We start from the raw sequence: 19,332 nt of genomic DNA, 5'->3' as shown, positions 1-19,332 counted from the left end.
GCGCCTCTCAGCCAAAAGGGCCAACCGGTCGTCGGTCTCAAAGCCCGCTTGGTCGAATGGTGCAAGGCGTTTGGCGAGGGGGCTTGCGCCTCGCCTTTACCGAGCACCCATTCGTTCAGTCGCGCGGCCTGATCATATCACCCGGGACCACCCAAGCGGCAAACTGCTCTTCGGTGAGCAATTTCAGCTCCAGCGCTGCTTCTTTCAGCGTGGAACCATCGGCATGGGCTTTTTTGGCGATCTTGGCCGCATTGTCATAACCGATATGCGGGTTGAGCGCCGTGACGAGCATCAGGCTTTCATTCATGAGCTGGTCGATACGGGCGGTATTGGCTTCGATCCCCGCGACGCAATTGTCCGCAAAACTGCGCGATGCATCAGAAAGCAGGCGCACCGATTGCAGCACATTGTAGATCATCACCGGCTTGAAGACATTGAGCTCCAAGTGCCCGTGGCTGCCGGCGACACTCACAGTCGTCGCATTGCCCATCACCTGCGCGCACACCATGGTGAGCGCCTCGCACTGGGTTGGGTTCACTTTGCCCGGCATGATTGAGGAACCTGGCTCATTGGCTGGCAGCGCGATCTCGCCCAGACCAGAACGCGGACCAGAACCCAGCAGACGGATATCATTGGCAACTTTCATCAGGCTGACAGCGGTGCTGTTGAGAGCGCCGGAAATCTCAACCAATGCGTCATGCGCTGCAAGGGCCTCGAACTTATTGGGCGCGGTGACAAAGGCATGGCCTGTGATATCCGCCACATGAGCGGCAAACTTCTCCGCAAAGCCCGCCTTTGAGTTGATCCCGGTGCCGACAGCTGTGCCGCCTTGGGCAAGCTCAAGCACGCGGGGCAAAGCGTTCTTGATACGCGCAATCGAATATTCGACTTGTTTGGCGTATCCAGAAAACTCCTGACCCAGTGTCAGCGGTGTCGCATCCTGCAAGTGGGTGCGGCCGATCTTGACGATGTCTGCATAGGCTTTCGCTTTGGCGTCAAGCGCGCCGTGCAGGTGCTCGAGCGCAGGGATAAGCTGCTCAATGGTTTCACACGCCGCAGCGATATGCATGGCGGTGGGAAATGTGTCGTTGGAGCTTTGCCCCATATTGCAGTGGTCATTGGGGTGCACAGGTTCTTTGCCGCCGTGAACACCGGTCAGAATCTGGTTCGCGCGGCTGGCAATCACCTCGTTCGCGTTCATGTTGGACTGGGTGCCCGAACCTGTTTGCCAAACGCTCAATGGAAATTGATCGGCGAGCGTTGCGTCGATCACTTCGCCGGCCGCCGCTACAATGGCATCGCCGATTTCGGAAGAAAGCACACCAAGATCCATATTGGCTTTGGCAGAAGACATCTTTTGAATGCCGAGCGCCTTCACAAGCGGTCCAGGCATAGTCTCTGTGCCGATGGCGAAGTTATAAAGGCTGCGCTGGGATTGCGCGCCCCAGTGGGCATCAATCGGCACTGCGACTTCGCCCAGGGAATCTGTTTCGATACGCACCTCTCCGGTTGCCCCGAAGATTGAGCCATCGTTGTTTACTGCGCGGCTGTCGCCGGATGTGTTCATGTCACTCATCGAAACTCTCCATTCGCCTGTCGATCCCGTACTGTCCGTAATGGATCGGCGGGAATACTTAGCTTTCCATATGACGCTAAAGTGCGACAGGTCAAAGGGAAGCTATCTGTGTTTGACCTATTGACTTGGAAGTCGCTGCTTCAAAGTCTAGGAAAGGTTGACGAGCTGTATTAGATCAATAATACAGCGCCACGATATCTCTATGAGTGAATTGACCATGACCCTTGATGTGAAAGCAGGCTCTGAGAAAACCGGCACTGAAGCCGCGCGCAAAGCTATGATCGACAGCCAACTTCGCACCAGCGGCGTGAATGAAGAGTTTGTTCTGTCTCGAATGAACGCTGTGCCGCGAGAGGCATTTTTGCCCGGCGATAAAGCAAGTCTCGCCTACATCGACCGCTCCGTTGCGATTGGCCCTGATGCACACCTTGCTTCGCCTTTGTTTTACGGAAAACTATTGCTCGAAGCCGTGCCCGATGCCTCAGACCGCGCCTTGGTGGTGGATGGCGGCACCGGCTATCTTGCAGAATTGATGCGCCCCCTCGTCGCCAGTATGGATACGATGTCGGCAGCCGATGCAGCAGCAGGATCGGCGATCAAAGGCTCTTATTCGCTCATCGTGATTGATGGCGCAATCGAGGCGCTTCATGACGCTCTAGCCAATGCGCTTGAGGACGAGGGCCGGATTGTTTCGGGCCTCTTGCTCCGCGGTGTGACCCGCCTTGCCTCCGGCCGCAAGATTGCCGGGCACCTGTCACTGGAACCTACCGAGGATCTTGGCATTCCCGTTCTCCATGCATTCGACCAGCCTAAAGGATGGACCTTTTCGTGACAACCAAAGCTCGCTCCAAATGGGCCCTTAGGGCTGCGCGGTGCACCAGTGCTGCAGCTTTGATGCTGGGAGCGGGCGGAGCGGGCACTGCTCAGGCAGAAACCCTGCGCGATGCGCTGGCGGCGGTTTACAATACGAACCCCACGCTCGAAGCAGCGCGGGCAAATCAGCGGGCCGTGGATGAGGATGTTCCAGTTCAGCGAGCACAGGGCCTCCCCACCATCAACGCAACCGCCACCCATATCGAATTCCTTCGCCAATCCGTGAACCAGTTTAACGCGCCTGAGCGCAATCTGGGCGTCAACGCGCAGCTTCAGGTTCCGATTTATTCCGGAGGTGCAGTGCGTAACGGCGTTCGGGCAGCGCGCGAGCGTGTATCTGCAGGTCAAGCCGATTTGCGCGGCACAGAAAGCGCGATCTTCAGCCAAACGGTCGCGGCCTATATGGACGTATTGCGAACACAGGCCTTGACCCGGTTGGCCGCCAACCAGGTCGAAGTGCTTGAAGTGACATTTCAATCGGCAAACGACCGCTTCGAAATTGGCGATCTAACCCGGACCGACGTGGCACAGGCGGGCTCTCGTCTGGCCGTGGCGCAGGGGGATTTGCGCACCGCTTATGCCAACCAGGTCGGCGCGCGCGAGACCTATGTTCAGCTTGTGGGAAGCGCTCCCGATGATCTGCAGGCCCCGCCGCCGCTTCCCGGCTTGCCGGAAACTGTTGGTATGGCGGTGGTGACAGCGCTTGATAACAATCCTGATCTGATCGCTGCTAAAGAACGCGCTGAGGCAGCAGGCTTCGATACGGAGGTAGCAGGGTCAGGGCGCCAGCCCACAGTTGGCCTGTTTGCCAACGGCGATTACACCAATTTCTTCGGTACGCTCGGCGGACCGGTGGCAGCGCAATTTGCACAGAGCGAAACCACCGCAAATGCGGGCGTCAGGCTAACGATCCCGATCTTTCAAGGCGGCCTCACAGCAGCACGCCAAAGACAGGCCGGTGCCCGCGAAACCGCCGCGCTTGAGCAAGTTATTGCCGCTGAACGCAACGTGATCCAGCAAACCCGCTCAGCCTATTCGAGCTGGCAGGCGTCGGTCGCCGTTATTGAAAGTTCAAAATCAGCGGTCGAAGCCGCAGAAGTCAGCCTTGAAGGCGTGCGTGCGGAAAACTCTATCGGAAATCGCACGATTATTGATGTTCTGAACGCTGAACAGGAATTGCTGTCCGCAAGAGCCAATCTCGTGACGGCCCGGCGCAATGCTTATGTCGCCGGTTTCTCTTTGCTTGCCGCTATGGGGCGAGCAGAAGCGCGTGACCTCAACCTTGATACAGGTGGTCCGCTTTACGACCCAGAGGTCAACGCAAAAAGAGTGCGCGGCAAAATTTGGGACTGGGACCGTGACCCTGAACCTGAACCAAAATCGACGAGAACCGTTGACATTGAGGCGGCTGAGGCTTTCATAGGACCCGTTATGACACCGGACGAAGCGCCGTAAGCTGCGATTCGTAATGGTTAATGACATACTGGGGTCGATGACCCTTTGGGGTTAACAATTTTTGGGGCAGCACCTTGGGTAAAAGCGGCGAACCTTCAGTCGAAGAGATACTTGAATCCATCAAGCACGTGATGGAGCGCGATCTCGCGCAACACCGCGGCTGAGGCCAAACGCCGTAATAAAGCGGAAGGCGAAGAGCTTACCGCTATTCGTTTGGACGATGCGCCCGAACAATCGCTGGACGATGAGGTTCTCGATCTTTCAGAGCTCGAGCTTGCCGAAACGGTTGAGGCAACCGATGATGAGCCGCTTATTGCTGAAGAAACGCGCGGCGCGATGAAAGAAAACCTCGCAGCGCTTGCAATGCTGGCCGAGCCGCCCGCTAAGCCGCAAATTGTGCGCTCGGGCGAAACCTCGCTTGAGGGTCTGACCCGCGAGCTTTTGCGCCCGATGCTGGCTGAATGGCTCGACGAGAACCTGCCGGGCATGGTCGAAAAGATGGTCCAGGCCGAAATCGCCAGGATCGCTGGTAAGCGCGACTGAGCAGGGCACTTTGCCGCAGGGCTAAGCTGTCAGTAAATCTGGTTTTGCTGGAAACTTGGCGCTGTTCCCTTTAGCAACTGCGCTATGGGACAAAACACAATTGCGCGCGTTCTTTGCGCTGCTCCGCTTCTCTTCGCCTCACCGCTGGCCGCCGATAATCATGCGGCGGTAGACGCAGGCAAGGCCATCTCTGGCCTAACCAAGCCGCCCATGACTGCGCGCGACCATATCACTATGCCGCGTCTTGGATCACCGGTTGTGACGGGAGATGGAAGGTACGCCGTCTATTCAGTGACTTACACCGACCCTGATACGCTAGAAAGGGCGCCCAAACATTATGTGCTTGATCTCAAGACATCAGGAGACACACCCGCCGAGTTCGATCTGGGTCTAGCAGGCCATTCCTTTGCCTTCGGGCCCGATAACTTCCTCTATTTCCTGAGCTCTGAGCACACCAACGCGGACGAAAGCCCTCGCTCGCGCATTTGGCGCGTGGCTCTTGAAGGCGATGGCAATGTGACCGGCCCGGTGCTGGTTGCCGATCTGGATGGCGCGGACATTGCTGGGTTCAAAATCGCGCCGGCCGGGGGCAAAATCGCCATCTGGGGCGAGGTGGGCCGCAATTGCGCTGAGTTTGGCTGCGTTCCGGAGGATGTGCGCACCGGTTCAGGCCGTCTTTACGATGGCGACGCTGGTTTTTACCGCCACTGGGATCATTGGACCGAACCAGAACTTTTGAGCCGTGTGTTCGTGTTTGATCTTGCCAATGGCGAAGTCTCGGGCACCGCAATTCCGGCCGATGGCGGTATTGGCATTGGCAATACGCCCACAAAGCCCTTTGGCGGGGGAGAGGATATTGCCTGGGCACCTGATGGTTCGGGCCTCTATTTTGTTGCACGGCGTTCAGGCAGCCAGGAACCCACATCGACCGATCTCGACATTTACTGGTCAGACCTCTCGGGAAATGCACCCACTGAGCTAACCGCCTCGAATCCGGCCCATGATAGCGGTCCTGCACCTTCACCCGATGGCAAAAGCCTCGCCTATCTCGCTATGGAGCGCGCAGGCTACGAATCGGACCGGTTGGTGGTCCATTTGCGCAATCTTGAAAGCGGCGAGACGCGTGCGCTTACTGCCGGCACAGATCTGTCGTTTGGCGGCCTTATGTGGAGCGATGACGGAAGCACCCTTCTTGCGACCGCCACCGATGTGCTCGATGTGCCCGCCTACCGGATCGACCCGAAAAGCGGCGAAGTGACCGAGCTCAACCTGATCGCAGGCAATGAAGCGCATATTCGCGGTCTCACACCGCTACCGGGCGGACGCATGTTATTCACCCGCGATTCGATCGGCGCAGCCAAAGAGCTCTACCTTGCCAACAGCGGCACCAAGGGTAAGCCGCTAACCGACATTGTGACCTCGCGCACAGGTCAATTGGCCTCAACCGTCACAACGCGCTTTAGTTTTGAAGGGGCAGGGGGCGACACAGTCTGGGGACAGATAACCCGGCTCGAAAATCAACAAGGTCCAATTCCTGCAATCCTCTATATTCACGGAGGACCCCAAGGCTCCTTCCTCGATGGTTGGTCCTCGCGCTGGAACCCGCGCGTTTTGGCAAGCCAAGGCTACGCGGTGATCTCCGTCGATTTTCACGGGAGTGCGGGATATGGGCAGGCGTTCAAGGATCTCGATCAACCAAGATTGGGGCGGAAAACCGCTCGAGGATTTGCAAAAAGGTCTTGCCGCAGCGCTTAAGCTCGACAGCCAGATTGACGGCACGCGGACGTGCGCCATGGGGGCAAGTTACGGCGGCTATATGGTCAACTGGATCGCTGGCAATTGGCCAGACCGGTTCGATTGCCTGATCCAGCACGATGGCCTCTTCGATATGCGCAGCTTCTATTACTCAACGGAAGAATTGTGGTTTCCTCGGTGGGATTTCGGCGGTTCTTACGCTGAGAATTCGGACGTTTATGAAAAGTGGAACCCGGTCAATCACGTCGACAAATGGCAAACGCCAATGCTCGTGATCGCTGGCGAAAGAGACTTCCGCGTACCCTACACCCAAGGTCTGCAAAGCTTCACCGCGCTGCAAGAACGCGCGATCCCCTCACAATTGCTGGTCTTTCCTGATGAAAACCACTGGGTTTTAGGGGCTGCCAATTCATTGCAATGGCATGAAACGGTGTTTGCTTGGCTTGATCGCTGGCTCAAACAGCCAAAAGCTGAGCTGCAAGAAGAGGGTTAGTCATCATCCTTTGGAGACCACAGCTCATCGCGGCTGGGCAGGCGGTTGTCGACCGATTCGTCGTGGCCCGTTCCGTTTGACAGGAACGCGAGCCCCATTAGTCCGCCGCCAAGCAGCATCGTAAAGCTGATCCCAAGAGCAACCGCGATGTAAAAGTGCACCGAAATCGCACCATTGTAAGCGTACAACAGTCCCACGGCGATCAGAACAGTCGCTATCGTTACCGACAGCAAAAGCCGCATGATCTGGCGATAGCGCGCCCATGCGTGAGCAGCGTTTTCGGGATCATCCAAGGGGGACTTTTTGACCATGAGGTTTCCATGAGGCGGGTGTGATGACATTGCAATGGCCAAGTTACGTGACAAAGCCTCACTAAGTTTAAACCCCAAGACGACTCGCAATTCCCGGCAATTGATGGCACGTTTCTTCTCAGGAGAAGTTGGCCATGACTATTGCAAAGATCATCAGTGATCGGGGCAGTGCAGATATCATCTCTTGCGATGTGAGCACTCCGGTCCACCAAGTCATTGGGATGCTTGCCGGAAAACGGATAGGCGCCCTACCTGTGTTGCGCGGCGGTAAGGTCGCCGGGATCGTTTCAGAACGCGACATTATCTACAGACTCGCGGGCGATGGACCCAAATGTCTCGATGGGCCGGTCGAGGCGATTATGACCTCGCCTGCGGTAACCATCGAACCCTCAACCCGCATTGATGATGCTCTGGCCCTCATGACCAAGCGGCGTTTTCGCCACTTTCCTGTGGTTGAAGGCGAGGTGTTGGTCGCGTTTGTTTCAATTGGTGACCTGGTTAAAGACAAGATCGACGAGGTTGAGCACGAAGCAGCAGCCCTGCGAGATTATATCCAAACCGTTTGAGCGTAAGATCACGTCCCCTCGAGAGTTGGGCCCTTGAGGATTGGGCTGCGGGGCCTTAAATAGGCTTTATGGCTGAAACACTCACACTTACCCCGGCCGCTGCAAAGCGTGTCGCTTGGATCGCTGAAAAGCAGACCAAGCCTGCGATACTTCGCCTCTCAGTAGAGGGTGGGGGGTGTTCGGGTTTTCAGTACAAATTCGACCTTGCTGAAGGTGCGCAAGGGGGCGATTCCATAAGCGAAACCGACGGCGTGAAGCTTGTGGTGGATCCGATCAGTCTCGATCTTGTTGGCGGAAGCGTTGTTGATTTTGTGGAATCGCTGGGGGGCGCTGCCTTCCGGGTGGAAAATCCCAATGCAGCAGCTGGTTGCGGGTGCGGGTCAAGCTTCGGCATATAATCGCATTTTCGGCAATAGACGCACGCGCTCTCATCGGTCATGAAAGCGCTCATGAAAATTGCCACTTACAACATTAACGGCGTCAAAGCGCGCTTGCCCAGGCTTATCGAATGGCTCGAGGAAACGCGTCCCTCTGTCGCTTGCCTGCAAGAGATCAAAAGCCAGGACAAAGACTTTCCCGCGCACGAATTTGAAGCGCTTGGCTATTCGCTCATCTGGCATGGTCAGAAAAGCTTCAACGGCGTGGCAATTCTGGTCGATGAAAAGGCAGGCTATGCGTTAAGCGAAGTCCAGCGCGGCCTTGGCATTGACGGACCAAAAGAGGGGGAGGGTGAGCAGTCCCGCTATCTGGAGGCCGATGTCGCTAAGGACGGCGTCACCACACGGATAGTGTGCATCTATCTGCCCAATGGCAATCCTCTGCCCGGTCCCAAGTTTGACTACAAGCTGGCCTGGATGGAAAAATTGCGTGCGCGCATGGCTGAAATTTGGGCTGAAGAAGTGCCTGCCGCAGTGCTTGGCGATTACAATGTCATCCCGCAGGACGACGATGTCTATGCCGTCAAAGCCATGGCGTCCGACGCCCTGATGCAGCCCGAATCGCGCAGCGCATACTCTCGTTTGCTCGCAGACGGTTGGACCGATGCGGTGCGCACCCTCAACCCGAGGGGCGGGGTGTGGACCTATTGGGATTACCAGGCAGGGGCCTGGCAGCGCGACCACGGCTTTCGTATTGACCACATTCTGCTTTCGCCAGAGCTTGCAGATCGGCTTGAGGCGGTAGGGGTCGACCGCGAGCACAGAGGCCGCGAGAAAGCGAGCGATCACGCGCCGACTTGGGCAGTTCTGCGCGATTAGAGCGTTTTGCGACCATCCTGCTTCAGCGGGATTACCTCAGGATGTTCGGAAAACCCTCTGGGACAAAAGTGCCCCGCCTTCGGGGGGGAAGGCGGGGACTTAAGCCACCAGCCGAGTTAAGACCCAGCGATAGACATTGATATCAGCGGTAAAAAACGTGGGTGTCGATGCGGGCGACCGGCGTTTTGCGGCGGCTCCACTTGGGGCGCACATAGTTTGCGTGGAAATACACAGCATCGCTCGCATCGGATTCCCAAAGCCTATCATGAGCGATCTGCGCCACCGCCTTTGCGCGGTGCCAAGTGGCTTTCGATGTGTTGATCGAAGGCATTTTTCCGCCGCGCACGAAAGAGAACTGCGAGCGCTGGTACACAACACCGCAATAGCTGGCCGGCCAACGCCGGTCTTGCGCGCGGTTGACCACAACCTCTGCGACAGCAAGCTGGCCGTACAGTGGCTCACCCCGGGCCTCAAAATAAACAGCACCGGCAAGACAGCGAAGCTGCTCGGACAGATTTGTGTCCTTATCCATGCTGGAGACAAGTTCGCGCAGCGATGAAGCCTCGCCCAAAACCTGTTCTTCAGGCTCCTCAGCGACGGGCTGAACCACTTCGTTTGAGACGAATGCAACGTCTTCAGAAGTGGTCACCATAGGCATAATCTCAATGGATGGTGCCTCGGTTTGCGCAGCTTGCTCCGCGTCTGCCTCATTTTGAAGCTGATCTTGAGCAATAAGGTCCTGCGCAAAAGCGGTAGCGCCATCGGCGCTCGAGAAACTCAATCCTGCAACCGCAACAATCGCAGCGGCGCTGTATGAATAAGTCTTACGACTCATTGAAATCTACTTTTTGTGCGGTGAGCGAGCTCCGACGCAGGAGAGAACCTGTAAAGTTGCGATTGGGTCGCGGGGTTTATGGGTGGTTCAAAAAGCCTGCCGGCTGCCCCCCGTCTGCGTGCCATCTGGTGAACCGTATTGTTCACGTCATGGCCTCCGCATCTGGAAGCGAGGCTGCAAATAGGCGATCTTACGTTTGCGTCAAGTTAACAGCCGCTCAACTTGGCAAAAGTGCGATAAACCGTTCCGGATTGGCGATATCCACCTCTAAAACCCAAATATCGGGGTCTTGTGAACGTCGACGCGAAATGTACTCATCAAATTCTGATGGATTTTCAATGTCTTGCGATTTTGAAAGAATGAAAGGGCGTGTTCCATCCAATTGCGGCATTCTTTCGTAAAGCTGTGTATTGGCCCCGCGAAACATACTTACAATGAGGATCGTCCCTGCATCGCGCTCCCCCTTGTGGAGCACCATCGCAAAGCCGCCATTCGATTCAGCCAGGCGAATCATACTGGAAACTTCAAGATGTGCTGGGAGCCGCTCGCTCATATTACGGGGCTAATTGACATAACCCGGCAGGCTGGAAAGCGGTATGCGCGAGCGCATAAATGTGCCCGTACCCCGGCCGATCTCCTCACCCTCGTCATCCACGAGCCGCGATTCGGCGACCATCACCCGCCTCTTGCCGCTGACCCATTTGCCTTCTGCCACGATGTCCCCTTCTTTCACTGGCTTGGTGAAGTGAAGGTTGAAGCTCGTGGTCAGGAGGAATGTATCGGTCGCAAGAGTGTTGGCCGCATAAAAGGCCGCATCATCCAGCATCTTGAAATAGATCGTCCCATGCGCCGCCCCCGCCGCGTGGTACACATCTTCGCTTATCGTGAAGCGGATCTGCGAAAGACCTTCACCTGTAACAGCGAGTTTGGAGCAGAACAGCGAGTTGATCGGCGCTGAGGCATAGAGCCTTTCGAGCGCGCGATAATGTTCGTCTGCCCCGGTCTGCTTAGGCGGCATCACGGCTGAGGAATTGGTTGGTCAAAAGCGCGTAAACCGCTTCTGCATCGGGTGCCTCGCCAAGCGCGCTCAGCATATTTTCATCCCGCATAAGGCGCGAGATCGCTGCGAGCGCATGAAGGTGCGTGGCCCCTGCATTCTCAGGCGACACGAGCCCAAATGCGAGTGTGACAGGCACGGCATCGGCGGCTTTAAAATCGACCGGATGCTCAAGCTTAAGAACAGCAAGCGTAGGGCGCGTCACGCTGGGAAGGCGGCAATGCGGAATAGCAACGCCGCGTCCAAAGCCGGTGCTTCCCAAAGCTTCGCGCTGCTCAAGACCCTCAAGCACATCTTCCGCCTCAAGCCCGTAGACCGATGCAAAAATACCTGAAAGCTCTTTGAGTATCTGATGGCTGGTTTCCGCGTGAGCAATTGCGATTGCTTCAGGCCGAACAAATATATTCACGTCCATGTAAATCCCGAGTTCATAAGAATCCCCTCTCCCAAGAGAATTTCAATCTTTCCACTAATAACGAAAAACGCCGCAATTAAGGCAGACGCCAAATTTCCTTCATTTGTGAGTGGACCTTCCCGGTTCAATACAGCTCTCTACTGCTGCCGGGCTTACTTGATCCTAATTCGGTTCAACCCATCCGATTGATCCGTCAGCGCGGCGATAGACCATATTATGCCGCTCAGTTCCAGCATTTTTGAAAAATAATGCCGGGGTATCGCGCAAATCCAGCATCATAACGGCGTCTGCCACGCTGCATTCGGGCACATCAACGCTTGTCTCAGCGATGATTGGCGGCGCTTCTGCAACCACCTCCTCGCCTTCGTCTTCGGGCGCGAAAATGGTGTAAGCGGCTTCTTCTTGCGCACGGGCATGAAGGGCGCGTTCATGGCGGTCATTGAGCCGCCTTTTATACCGTCGCAGTTGTTTTTCGATCTTTGCCGCCGCATCATCGAAGGATTGGTGCGCATCATGCGCTCTGCCTTGCGCCTTAAGGATAAGACCCTGCATCACGTGCATCACAATGTCGCAGGTGAAAGCGCTGCCCGGGCCTTTGCCAAACGTGACGTGCGAAGAAAGGGCCCGCTCAAAGTACTTTTCGACGATTGCGCCAAGCCGGTCCGAGGCATGAGCCTGAAGCGCGGCGCCTGTTTCAACCTGATGGCCTGAGATTCTCATATCCATAGTCGCTGACCTTTCTTGACTGGTCGCTTTAATTTAATGCGGGACGAACGCAGTTTCTCAAACGCTGCGTGGTCCCCGTTAGCGTGTCCAGATCGCCTCTTCTATGCCGGAAACAAATTCGGCATGCCGCGCCAATTCATCCTCGCTTGCACTGTGAGGGCGCGGTTCTCGGCGCTCTTTTTTCTCAAATGACCCAGTTGACGCTGTGAGCTGCGCCTGCGCATCGCGGGATGATGCAGATTCCGGCTCAGCGGCGAGTTCAAGACCAATTTGGCGCCCACCCTTAAGCTCTACATAGACCTGCGCGAGCAATTCTGCATCAAGGAGCGCGCCGTGCTTCACCCGGTGACTTCGATCAACACCGTAGCGTGTGCACAGCGCATCCAATGAAAGCTTTGCACCCGGGTGCTTTTTACGAGCGATAGCCACAGTGTCGACCATACGGTCCATCGAAATTGGCTCACGGCCAATCCGCTCAAGCTCTGTGTTCAAAAAGCCGAAATCAAAATTCGCATTGTGAGCCACAAGCGGCGCATCGCCCAGAAATTCGAGCAATTCGTCAGCCGTTTGCGAGAACAAAGGTTTGCCTGAAAGAAAGTCAGCCGAAAGTCCGTGCACCGCTTCTGCGGCGGAAGGCATATCGCGCTCCGGATTGTAATAGGCATGGTAAGAATTGCCGGTCTCAACCCGGTCCACCATTTCAACGCAGCCAATTTCGACCATCCGGTCCCCTGTTTTGGGGTCCAATCCGGTGGTCTCTGTATCGAATATAACCTCACGCATTTGCAGGAGTATCGGCCCATGTCGAGGAGAGCGCAAGGGCTTAAGCGGGGGCTGTTAATGCCTCAATAAGTTCGCGCACGCGGACCTGCGTGTGCTCAAGACTAACCCCGGTGTTGATCACAAAATCGGCTCTTTCACGCTTTTCCTCATCGGGTGTTTGCAGCCCGAGTATTTGCACAAACTTTTCTATCGTCATTCCGGGGCGCGCAAGGACCCGCTCACGCTGAACATCGGCCGGCGCTGAGACGACGATGATATGATCGACCTGAGCATGACCATCGCTTTCAAACAGCAGCGGAATATCGAAGAGGATCAGGGGCTTGTCTGCGTTTTCGTGCAAGAAAGCGGCCCGTTTTTGTGCAACTGCGGGGTGGACGATAGCCTCAAGCCGAGCAAGGTTTGTCTTATCGGCAAAGACATGTTTGCCAAGCGCGTCGCGGTCAACGCCGTCAGGGCCAGTGGAACCGGGAAATGCGGCCTCGATTGCCGGAACAAGCTCGCCGTCTGGCCCTTGCATCGCGCGAACCTGCGCATCTGCATCGAAAATGGGGATGCCAGCGCGTTCAAACATCGAGGCAACGGTGGATTTTCCCATCCCTATGGAACCGGTCAAACCGATGATCTTCGGGCGTGTCATCAGTCAAGCAACTCCATAAGCTCGGTATCAAATTGGCGCGGGGGCGGACGGCCAAAGAACTTCTCGAAGGCGGTGGCTGCCTGCCCGATAAGCATCGCAAAACCGTTAATTGTATCATGCCCCGCCGCACGCGCATGCTCTAGAAACGGGGTGCCAATTGGACTGGTCACAATATCATACGCTATACTTCCGGGGGGAGCATGGCTCCAATCGAATGCAAGCGGCGGGTTGCCCTGCATACCCAAGGGGGAGGCGTTGATGATAAGATCAAGGCACCCTTCACGTTCATCAAAAGCAAAATCGGTTGGGCTTGCAAAATGGTCGAGGTGAACCGCGTGATGTTCACCTTTGGGCGCCAATTCACTCAGAAGCGCGCGCGCTTTTTTAGGATTTCGGCCAGCCACCACCAGTGTGAATCCATGATCAGCAAGGGCAGCAATAATGGCCCGCGCCGCGCCGCCGGTGCCGATGATACGCGCCATGCGGAAATAGTGCTTTTGATCAAGCTGGCTTTGCAGCGGCTCAAGAAAACCCTCCGCATCGGTATTGTAGCCTGTAAGCGCGCCGTTTTCGCCGCGCACCACGGTGTTCACCGCAGCAAGCCGCTGCGCCAAGGGGTCAAGCGTATCGAGATCAGAGGCAATAGCCTGTTTGTGCGGCATGGTGACATTGCAACCTGCCCAATGCGGATCTCGTTTCGATGCCTCTATATAATCAGAAAGCTCAAGGCTGGTCACATGCTGGCGGGTGTAGCGCGCCTCCAAACCCAGTTTCTGAAGCCAGAATTCATGGATCAGAGGGGATTTGGAGTGAGCAATCGGATCACCGATCACATGCGCGAAAGGGGTCATGCGACCAGCACACCTTTTTCCCTAAGCGCGCCAAGAACTTCCAAAAGCGGCATTCCCAGGATAGTGAATTGATCGCCCTCGATCCTGTCAAACAACTGCACGCCCATCGCCTCAATCCGAAAGCACCCGGCGGTAAAGCCTATTTCGGGCCATTCGGCGGTCAGATAATGCTCGATGAATTGGGGCGATAGCTTGCGCACACTAAGACGTGCGCAGGATTGGTGGCTCCATTCGCACTTCTCGCCGTGCACCAATGCAGCAGAGCTGTGAAGCTCGATGATCTTGCCTGAAAAGAATGCAAGATGTTCAGCGGCATCCTCGCGCGAGGCCGGTTTATCAAAGCGTCTGCCGCCTGCAACCACAAGAGAGTCGCTCCCTAAAACAAGCGCGTCCGGTCTTGTTCTAGCAACCGCTTCGGCCTTCGCGATGCCGAGCGCCCGCGCGATGTCTGCGGGAGCAGACCCCTCGAGCGAGCGTTCGACCGCGCGTTCATCGACGTCAGCGGGAATGGCTTCATAAGAAATGCGCGCTGCATCCAGCATGGCCCGCCGCGATGCGGATTTGGATGCAAGGATGAGGCGGATCATATCGGCTTGCTCACGCCGTCAACCTGCCGGTCCTTGCGCGCACGTTCTTGAGCAAGCCTGATGATAGCGGCCGCGCTCTCTTCGATTGAACGGCGCGTCACGTCGATCACCGGCCACCCATTGTCGGCAAACATGCGGCGGGCGAATTGGATCTCGTCCTTGACCTTGTCATTATCGGCATAGGAGGTCTGCGTTTGCTCATTCAGCGACAAAAGACGGTTGCGCCGGATCTGCACCAGCCGTTCCGGAGCCGTGGTCAGGCCAACGACCAAGGGATGACGCAGGCCAAAAAGCGCTTTGGGCGGAGGGCTTTCAGGCACAAGAGGAATGTTCGCTGTCTTATAGCCGCGGTTTGCCAGATAAATGCTCGTCGGCGTCTTCGAGGTGCGAGACACGCCGGCAAGAACGATGTCTGCCTCTTCCCAATCTTCATGCGCAATCCCATCGTCATGCGCGATTGTATATTGGATCGCATCCACTCGCCGGAAGTAGTCATCATCCATCAAGTGCTGGCGTCCTGGCCTGCCATGCGCTTCCTGACCCAGCTGCGATTCAAGCGCCGCAGTCACTTGGTCGAGCACCGGCACGGCTGGGAGCCCCAGATGCAAACAATGCTCTTCTAACCGGGCGCGGGTGTCCGGATTGACGAGTGTAAAAAGCACCAGGCCGGGATTATCAGCAAGATCCGGGACAATACGGTCCAAATGCTGGCGCGAGCGGACCATTGGCCAAAAATGCCGGCTCACATCAGGGTCATCGAATTGAGCGATGGCTGCCTTGGCAATCATCTCAAGCGTTTCGCCGGTGGAATCGGAGACCAGATGGAGGTTTAGTCGGCTCATATGGTGATTCGCGCTGGGCCCATTTGGTTTGTGGACAGATATGCGCATAAACCACGGGACGGATGCGTCGACAACCTTGGGACACATTTTCGTGCCCGATCTCGGCATTTTCTTCTCAGCGGTTCTCGACAGAACATACGTAGCGCCCACAGGCTGTGAACCTCGGGGATATCTTAAACTTGACTCAAGAACGCAGCGGATTCGCGATATGTAAATCCTACTGGACCTATCCCGGCGTATGATGGATATGACGGTAATCCCCGGTTTCCACAGGGCCAACAGACTGAATCAATCCTTTTATAATTATAATTTATTTGTTTAGAGAAGCCCTATGCCCGGTCCATTGCTCGAAACCCTGAAGGGTCACCGCCAAGATATCGCACCTGTTTGGCTTATGCGCCAAGCGGGCCGCTATCTGCCTGAATATCGCGAACTGCGTGCGGAGAAGGGCGGCTTTCTCGAGCTGGTCTATGATAGCGAAGCGGCAGCGGAAATCACAGTTCAACCGATCAGACGGTTTGGGTTTGATGGCGCTATCTTGTTCTCCGATATCCTCATCGTGCCCCATGCGATGGGTCAGGGGCTGGAGTTTTTGGCGGGCGAGGGGCCTAAGCTCTCTCCGACGCTTCTCGAAACTGAGCTTGAGAGTTTCACTTCTCAGTTTGAGCGTTTTGATCCAATTTATGAGACCGTGCGTCAAACCAGAGCGCTGATTTCTGATCAGGTGACGATGCTGGGCTTTGCAGGCTCGCCGTGGACGGTGGCGACGTATATGGTTGCAGGTGAAGGATCCAAAGACCAGGGCAAGACACGGCTTTTGGCCTATCAGGATCCGGCACGTTTTCAGGCCATCTGTGACGCTATCGCTGATGTTTCAATCACCTATCTACGGGGCCAAATTGATGCCGGGGCAGAAGCGGTGCAGCTGTTTGACAGCTGGGCCGGGACCCTTGCGCCTGATGAGTTTGAGCGCTGGGTGATTGCGCCCAATGCCAAGATCACGGCGGCCATCAAAGAAAGCCATCCTGACACGCCTGTCATTGGCTTTCCAAAAGGGGCGAATGAAAAGCTTCCCGCCTATGCACGCGAGACCGGTGTTGATGCGGTTGGTATTGATGAATCGCTCGATCCCAATTGGGTCAATGCGCACCTTCCCGAGGGAATGCCTGTTCAAGGCAATCTCGACCCTCTTCTGCTCGAGGCTGGCGGCGATGCTTTGCCAAAGCGTGCGGAGACTATCCTCAAAGCATTTGCAGACCGTCCCCATGTCTTCAACCTTGGGCACGGGATCGGCCAATTCACTCCCATCGAGCATGTTGAGCAGCTTTTGAAGGCTGTGCGGGGGTAGCATCATGCAAGACGTATTGCTCACTATCTACCCGTGGCTGACAGCGGGTCACGTCATCTTTGTCGTGTTTTGGATGGCGGGCCTGTTTATGTTGCCGCGCCAATGCATTTACATGCTTGATGCTGCGCCCGGCTCTGACGAAGAAGCACTGTGGACGCACCGTATGGGACTGCTCCGCAGGATCATACTTACGCCCAGCCTGATCGTTGTTTGGATCCTTGGCCTCAGTCAAGCAATCGCGATGGAGATGTTTACTCAAGGGTGGTTGCACATCAAAATCACACTGGTTTTCCTTCTTACAGGCTATCACGGTTGGCTTGTCGGCCAGACAAAGAAGATGGCGCGCGGTGAACGGCCTTTGAGCGACAAGACTTTGCGTTTGGTGGGCGAGGTTCCCGGTATATTGCTGATCTTGATCATCGTCGCTTTGTATGTTGGCCGCATACACTTGGCTTAGTCAGCCGAATTTAGGCGTGCCTACGATTGGTGGATTGACCGCGGCGCGTCCTGCTCGTATTTCCCAAAACACTCATCCGGTGGGTTCGCTCAGTTCATGCGCGGACAGTCTGCTTTCTCCAAGCCCATCCTCTCGTCTCTTTAAGGTGAAGCCTTAAAGCGACAGGAGGCCTCTTCTTAAAAAGAGGTACTGACAAACCGGTCACCCCCTTGGCGCAAGACACTCTTCGCGTCGTTTGATTTGGAATATTGTTTCTCATGCATCTCAAAGACTTAAAAGCACGCACTCCAGCTGATCTTGTGGCCATGGCGGAAGAGCTCGGCGTTGAAGGCGCATCGACCATGCGGCGTCAGGATCTTATGTTCTCAATCCTGCGCGAGCTTGCAGAGGATGAAGAATACCAAGAAAAGATCATGGGGATCGGCACGATTGAAGTGTTGCAAGATGGCTTTGGTTTTCTGCGTTCTCCTGAGGCGAACTACCTTGCTGGACCAGATGATATTTATGTCTCGCCCAATCAGATCCGCAAATGGGGTCTTCGCACAGGCGACACAGTCGAGGGCGAAATTCGCGCACCCAAAGATGGAGAACGCTATTTTGCTTTGACGAGCCTCAGCACAGTCAATTTCGAGGAGCCCGATGCGGTTCGCATGCGGACCAATTTCGACAACCTCACAGCGCTTTATCCAACCGAAAAGTTGAGCCTCGATACGCTTGATCCGACGGTCAAAGACAAATCGGCCCGCGTGATCGACATTGTGTCCCCGCAAGGTAAGGGCCAGCGTGCTCTGATTGTGGCGCCGCCTCGCACGGGTAAAACGGTTCTTCTCCAAAACATCGCCAAGGCTATCACGGACAACCACCCAGAGGTTTTCTTGCTGGTTCTTCTCGTCGATGAACGCCCGGAAGAAGTCACCGACATGCAGCGCAGCGTGAAAGGTGAAGTGATCTCGTCAACTTTTGACGAGCCAGCAACACGCCACGTTCAAGTCGCTGAAATGGTTATCGAAAAGGCCAAACGTTTGGTCGAGCATAAGAATGATGTTGTCATTCTGCTGGATCTCGATCACGCGCCTTGGCCGCGCTTACAACACGGTTGTTCCATCCTCGGGTAAAGTGCTTACCGGCGGTGTGGATGCAAATGCGCTCCAACGCCCAAAACGCTTCTTTGGTGCGGCACGTAACATCGAAGAAGGCGGCTCGCTTTCAATCATTGCAACTGCGCTGATTGATACTGGCAGCCGTATGGATGAGGTCATCTTCGAAGAGTTCAAAGGCACCGGTAACTCTGAAATCGTTCTGGACCGAAAGGTCTCTGACAAACGTATCTTCCCTGCGCTCGATGTTGGCAAATCAGGTACGCGTAAGGAGGAGCTCCTTGTCGAGAAGGATAAGCTTTCCAAAATGTGGGTCCTGCGCCGCATCCTCATGCAGATGGGCACCGTAGATGCGATGGAATTCTTGCTCGACAAGATGAAGGATTCAAAGACAAACGAAGATTTCTTCGATACGATGAATCAGTAGAATTGGTGGCCTGGGGAGGGGTCGAAGATTGATAAGCCAATATGTTTACATAAGCACCGCGCTCAATCTAAGCCGTGATGATGTGGATGACATCCTTGAGACGTGTGCCCGCAACAACACTGCGCAAGGCGTGACAGGGCTCCTCCTTTTTAACGGGCGTAACTTCTTTCAGCTTTTGGAAGGCGATAAACCTGTTCTGGACAGTCTTCTCGCCAAAATTGAGAGCGATACGCGCCACGTTGGCATGGTCGTCTTGCACAAGGGCGAGGTTGAGGCGTGCGTTTGCCCGGAATGGGCGATGAAGCGCATCGCGATTGCTGACGCCGTCGAAGCAAGGCAGCAGCAATTGGAGGATGAATTGCCAGCTGGCATTGATCCAGCTATCCGAAAGACCATGCTGAATTTTGCGATGCTGAACTAAAGTGAAGAGCCGCGTCTGAAA

22 protein-coding genes and 2 pseudogenes are annotated in these 19,332 nt (G+C 55.7%); 12 read left to right on the top strand and 12 right to left on the bottom strand.

The window, feature by feature from the left end; all coding sequences use genetic code 11:
- Positions 1-115 precede the first annotated feature (115 nt).
- On the bottom strand, positions 116-1,576 hold the full coding sequence (fumC, locus tag AC0V60_RS13300; RefSeq protein ID WP_486178927.1) for a class II fumarate hydratase: 1,461 nt from the start codon (positions 1,574-1,576) through the stop codon (positions 116-118).
- Positions 1,577-1,778: 202 nt separating this feature from the next.
- Here fumC and AC0V60_RS13295 point away from each other — a divergent pair, with 202 nt between their 5' ends.
- The 5 genes and pseudogenes from AC0V60_RS13295 to AC0V60_RS13275 all read left to right on the top strand — a co-directional run bounded on the left by AC0V60_RS13295 (position 1,779) and on the right by AC0V60_RS13275 (position 6,695).
- Positions 1,779-2,408 carry a protein-L-isoaspartate O-methyltransferase family protein gene (locus AC0V60_RS13295; RefSeq protein ID WP_486178926.1) on the top strand — a complete coding sequence of 210 codons (630 nt, stop codon included), beginning with the start codon at positions 1,779-1,781 and terminating at the stop codon, positions 2,406-2,408.
- The gene (locus tag AC0V60_RS13290) at positions 2,393-3,904 is read left to right on the top strand and encodes a TolC family outer membrane protein (RefSeq protein ID WP_486178925.1); all 1,512 of its coding nucleotides are present in this window, start codon (positions 2,393-2,395) and stop codon (positions 3,902-3,904) included. The genes AC0V60_RS13295 and AC0V60_RS13290 overlap by 16 nt, the downstream gene beginning before the upstream one ends.
- A gap of 74 nt (positions 3,905-3,978) precedes the next feature.
- Positions 3,979-4,447, top strand: a pseudogene (locus tag AC0V60_RS13285) (DUF2497 domain-containing protein).
- An 84-nt stretch (positions 4,448-4,531) separates the two neighbouring features.
- Positions 4,532-6,202, top strand: coding sequence for a S9 family peptidase (locus tag AC0V60_RS13280; RefSeq protein WP_486178924.1), 1,671 nt, complete (start codon positions 4,532-4,534; stop codon positions 6,200-6,202).
- On the top strand, positions 6,174-6,695 hold the full coding sequence (locus tag AC0V60_RS13275; protein ID WP_486178923.1) for a S9 family peptidase: 522 nt from the start codon (positions 6,174-6,176) through the stop codon (positions 6,693-6,695). Before AC0V60_RS13280 ends, AC0V60_RS13275 begins: the two co-directional genes overlap by 29 nt.
- Here AC0V60_RS13275 and AC0V60_RS13270 read toward each other — a convergent pair.
- Positions 6,692-7,006, bottom strand: coding sequence for a hypothetical protein (locus AC0V60_RS13270; protein WP_486178922.1), 315 nt, complete (start codon positions 7,004-7,006; stop codon positions 6,692-6,694). The two genes, AC0V60_RS13275 and AC0V60_RS13270, sit on opposite strands and share 4 nt — an antisense overlap.
- 134 nt (positions 7,007-7,140) lie before the next feature.
- On the opposite strand from AC0V60_RS13270, the gene AC0V60_RS13265 reads away from it, so the two are divergent.
- The 3 genes from AC0V60_RS13265 to xth all read left to right on the top strand — a co-directional run bounded on the left by AC0V60_RS13265 (position 7,141) and on the right by xth (position 8,828).
- Positions 7,141-7,572, top strand: coding sequence for a CBS domain-containing protein (locus tag AC0V60_RS13265; RefSeq protein WP_486178921.1), 432 nt, complete (start codon positions 7,141-7,143; stop codon positions 7,570-7,572).
- A gap of 68 nt (positions 7,573-7,640) precedes the next feature.
- Positions 7,641-7,970 carry a HesB/IscA family protein gene (locus AC0V60_RS13260; RefSeq protein ID WP_486178920.1) on the top strand — a complete coding sequence of 110 codons (330 nt, stop codon included), beginning with the start codon at positions 7,641-7,643 and terminating at the stop codon, positions 7,968-7,970.
- 51 nt (positions 7,971-8,021) lie between these two features.
- Positions 8,022-8,828, top strand: coding sequence for an exodeoxyribonuclease III (gene xth, locus AC0V60_RS13255; RefSeq protein WP_486178919.1), 807 nt, complete (start codon positions 8,022-8,024; stop codon positions 8,826-8,828).
- Positions 8,829-8,970: 142 nt separating this feature from the next.
- Here xth and AC0V60_RS13250 read toward each other — a convergent pair whose 3' ends face one another.
- The 10 genes from AC0V60_RS13250 to AC0V60_RS13205 all read right to left on the bottom strand — a co-directional run bounded on the left by AC0V60_RS13250 (position 8,971) and on the right by AC0V60_RS13205 (position 15,561).
- Positions 8,971-9,663, bottom strand: coding sequence for a cell wall hydrolase (locus AC0V60_RS13250; RefSeq protein WP_486178918.1), 693 nt, complete (start codon positions 9,661-9,663; stop codon positions 8,971-8,973).
- A gap of 217 nt (positions 9,664-9,880) precedes the next feature.
- Complete coding sequence (locus AC0V60_RS13245; RefSeq protein WP_486178917.1) at positions 9,881-10,216, bottom strand: DUF1491 family protein; 336 nt, start codon at positions 10,214-10,216, stop codon at positions 9,881-9,883.
- A 9-nt stretch (positions 10,217-10,225) separates the two neighbouring features.
- Positions 10,226-10,681, bottom strand: coding sequence for a PaaI family thioesterase (locus AC0V60_RS13240; RefSeq protein WP_486178916.1), 456 nt, complete (start codon positions 10,679-10,681; stop codon positions 10,226-10,228).
- On the bottom strand, positions 10,671-11,135 hold the full coding sequence (locus AC0V60_RS13235) for a PTS sugar transporter subunit IIA (protein WP_486178915.1): 465 nt from the start codon (positions 11,133-11,135) through the stop codon (positions 10,671-10,673). Before AC0V60_RS13235 ends, AC0V60_RS13240 begins: the two co-directional genes overlap by 11 nt.
- 162 nt (positions 11,136-11,297) lie before the next feature.
- On the bottom strand, positions 11,298-11,861 hold the full coding sequence (gene hpf / locus AC0V60_RS13230) for a ribosome hibernation-promoting factor, HPF/YfiA family (RefSeq protein ID WP_486178914.1): 564 nt from the start codon (positions 11,859-11,861) through the stop codon (positions 11,298-11,300).
- A 78-nt stretch (positions 11,862-11,939) separates the two neighbouring features.
- A complete protein-coding gene (gene dnaQ, locus AC0V60_RS13225) occupies positions 11,940-12,644 on the bottom strand; it encodes a DNA polymerase III subunit epsilon (protein ID WP_486178913.1) in 705 nt (234 codons plus the stop codon).
- Positions 12,645-12,684: 40 nt separating this feature from the next.
- Entirely contained in the window at positions 12,685-13,281 is a 597-nt protein-coding gene (gene coaE, locus AC0V60_RS13220) for a dephospho-CoA kinase (RefSeq protein WP_486178912.1), read from the bottom strand.
- Positions 13,281-14,132, bottom strand: a complete 852-nt coding sequence (aroE, locus tag AC0V60_RS13215) for a shikimate dehydrogenase (RefSeq protein ID WP_486178911.1) — start codon at positions 14,130-14,132, stop codon at positions 13,281-13,283. Before aroE ends, coaE begins: the two co-directional genes overlap by 1 nt.
- Entirely contained in the window at positions 14,129-14,719 is a 591-nt protein-coding gene (locus tag AC0V60_RS13210; protein WP_486178910.1) for a Maf family protein, read from the bottom strand. Before AC0V60_RS13210 ends, aroE begins: the two co-directional genes overlap by 4 nt.
- Positions 14,716-15,561, bottom strand: a complete 846-nt coding sequence (locus AC0V60_RS13205; RefSeq protein ID WP_486178909.1) for a pyruvate, water dikinase regulatory protein — start codon at positions 15,559-15,561, stop codon at positions 14,716-14,718. The genes AC0V60_RS13210 and AC0V60_RS13205 overlap by 4 nt, the downstream gene beginning before the upstream one ends.
- 331 nt (positions 15,562-15,892) lie before the next feature.
- Here AC0V60_RS13205 and hemE point away from each other — a divergent pair, with 331 nt between their 5' ends.
- The 4 genes and pseudogenes from hemE (at position 15,893) to AC0V60_RS13185 (ending at position 19,311) form a co-directional block, all read left to right on the top strand.
- Positions 15,893-16,909, top strand: a complete 1,017-nt coding sequence (gene hemE, locus AC0V60_RS13200; protein WP_486178908.1) for a uroporphyrinogen decarboxylase — start codon at positions 15,893-15,895, stop codon at positions 16,907-16,909.
- A gap of 4 nt (positions 16,910-16,913) precedes the next feature.
- On the top strand, positions 16,914-17,366 hold the full coding sequence (locus AC0V60_RS13195; protein WP_486178907.1) for a CopD family protein: 453 nt from the start codon (positions 16,914-16,916) through the stop codon (positions 17,364-17,366).
- Between the two features lie 257 nt (positions 17,367-17,623).
- A pseudogene (rho, locus tag AC0V60_RS13190) lies at positions 17,624-18,890 on the top strand (transcription termination factor Rho).
- Positions 18,891-18,918: 28 nt separating this feature from the next.
- Positions 18,919-19,311, top strand: a complete 393-nt coding sequence (locus AC0V60_RS13185) for a BLUF domain-containing protein (RefSeq protein WP_486178906.1) — start codon at positions 18,919-18,921, stop codon at positions 19,309-19,311.
- Positions 19,312-19,332: the final 21 nt, after the last annotated feature.

Source organism: Erythrobacter sp. S259 (assembly GCF_057364965.1).
The sequence above is the reverse complement of the archived record's forward strand: the minus strand, read 5'-3'. Positions and strand labels throughout refer to the sequence as shown.

Coding starts and splice junctions, on each gene's coding strand:
- fumC (WP_486178927.1), bottom strand. CDS start 1,576: ATGAGTGACATGAACACATCCGGCGACAGCCGCGCAGTAAACAACGAT.
- AC0V60_RS13260 (WP_486178920.1), top strand. CDS start 7,641: ATGGCTGAAACACTCACACTTACCCCGGCCGCTGCAAAGCGTGTCGCT.
- coaE (WP_486178912.1), bottom strand. CDS start 13,281: ATGACACGCCCGAAGATCATCGGTTTGACCGGTTCCATAGGGATGGGA.
- AC0V60_RS13270 (WP_486178922.1), bottom strand. CDS start 7,006: ATGGTCAAAAAGTCCCCCTTGGATGATCCCGAAAACGCTGCTCACGCA.
- dnaQ (WP_486178913.1), bottom strand. CDS start 12,644: ATGCGTGAGGTTATATTCGATACAGAGACCACCGGATTGGACCCCAAA.
- hpf (WP_486178914.1), bottom strand. CDS start 11,861: ATGGATATGAGAATCTCAGGCCATCAGGTTGAAACAGGCGCCGCGCTT.
- AC0V60_RS13245 (WP_486178917.1), bottom strand. CDS start 10,216: ATGAGCGAGCGGCTCCCAGCACATCTTGAAGTTTCCAGTATGATTCGC.
- hemE (WP_486178908.1), top strand. CDS start 15,893: ATGCCCGGTCCATTGCTCGAAACCCTGAAGGGTCACCGCCAAGATATC.
- aroE (WP_486178911.1), bottom strand. CDS start 14,132: ATGACCCCTTTCGCGCATGTGATCGGTGATCCGATTGCTCACTCCAAA.
- AC0V60_RS13295 (WP_486178926.1), top strand. CDS start 1,779: ATGAGTGAATTGACCATGACCCTTGATGTGAAAGCAGGCTCTGAGAAA.
- AC0V60_RS13290 (WP_486178925.1), top strand. CDS start 2,393: ATGGACCTTTTCGTGACAACCAAAGCTCGCTCCAAATGGGCCCTTAGG.
- AC0V60_RS13250 (WP_486178918.1), bottom strand. CDS start 9,663: ATGAGTCGTAAGACTTATTCATACAGCGCCGCTGCGATTGTTGCGGTT.
- AC0V60_RS13240 (WP_486178916.1), bottom strand. CDS start 10,681: ATGCCGCCTAAGCAGACCGGGGCAGACGAACATTATCGCGCGCTCGAA.
- AC0V60_RS13205 (WP_486178909.1), bottom strand. CDS start 15,561: ATGAGCCGACTAAACCTCCATCTGGTCTCCGATTCCACCGGCGAAACG.
- AC0V60_RS13210 (WP_486178910.1), bottom strand. CDS start 14,719: ATGATCCGCCTCATCCTTGCATCCAAATCCGCATCGCGGCGGGCCATG.
- xth (WP_486178919.1), top strand. CDS start 8,022: ATGAAAATTGCCACTTACAACATTAACGGCGTCAAAGCGCGCTTGCCC.
- AC0V60_RS13195 (WP_486178907.1), top strand. CDS start 16,914: ATGCAAGACGTATTGCTCACTATCTACCCGTGGCTGACAGCGGGTCAC.
- AC0V60_RS13265 (WP_486178921.1), top strand. CDS start 7,141: ATGACTATTGCAAAGATCATCAGTGATCGGGGCAGTGCAGATATCATC.
- AC0V60_RS13280 (WP_486178924.1), top strand. CDS start 4,532: ATGGGACAAAACACAATTGCGCGCGTTCTTTGCGCTGCTCCGCTTCTC.
- AC0V60_RS13235 (WP_486178915.1), bottom strand. CDS start 11,135: ATGGACGTGAATATATTTGTTCGGCCTGAAGCAATCGCAATTGCTCAC.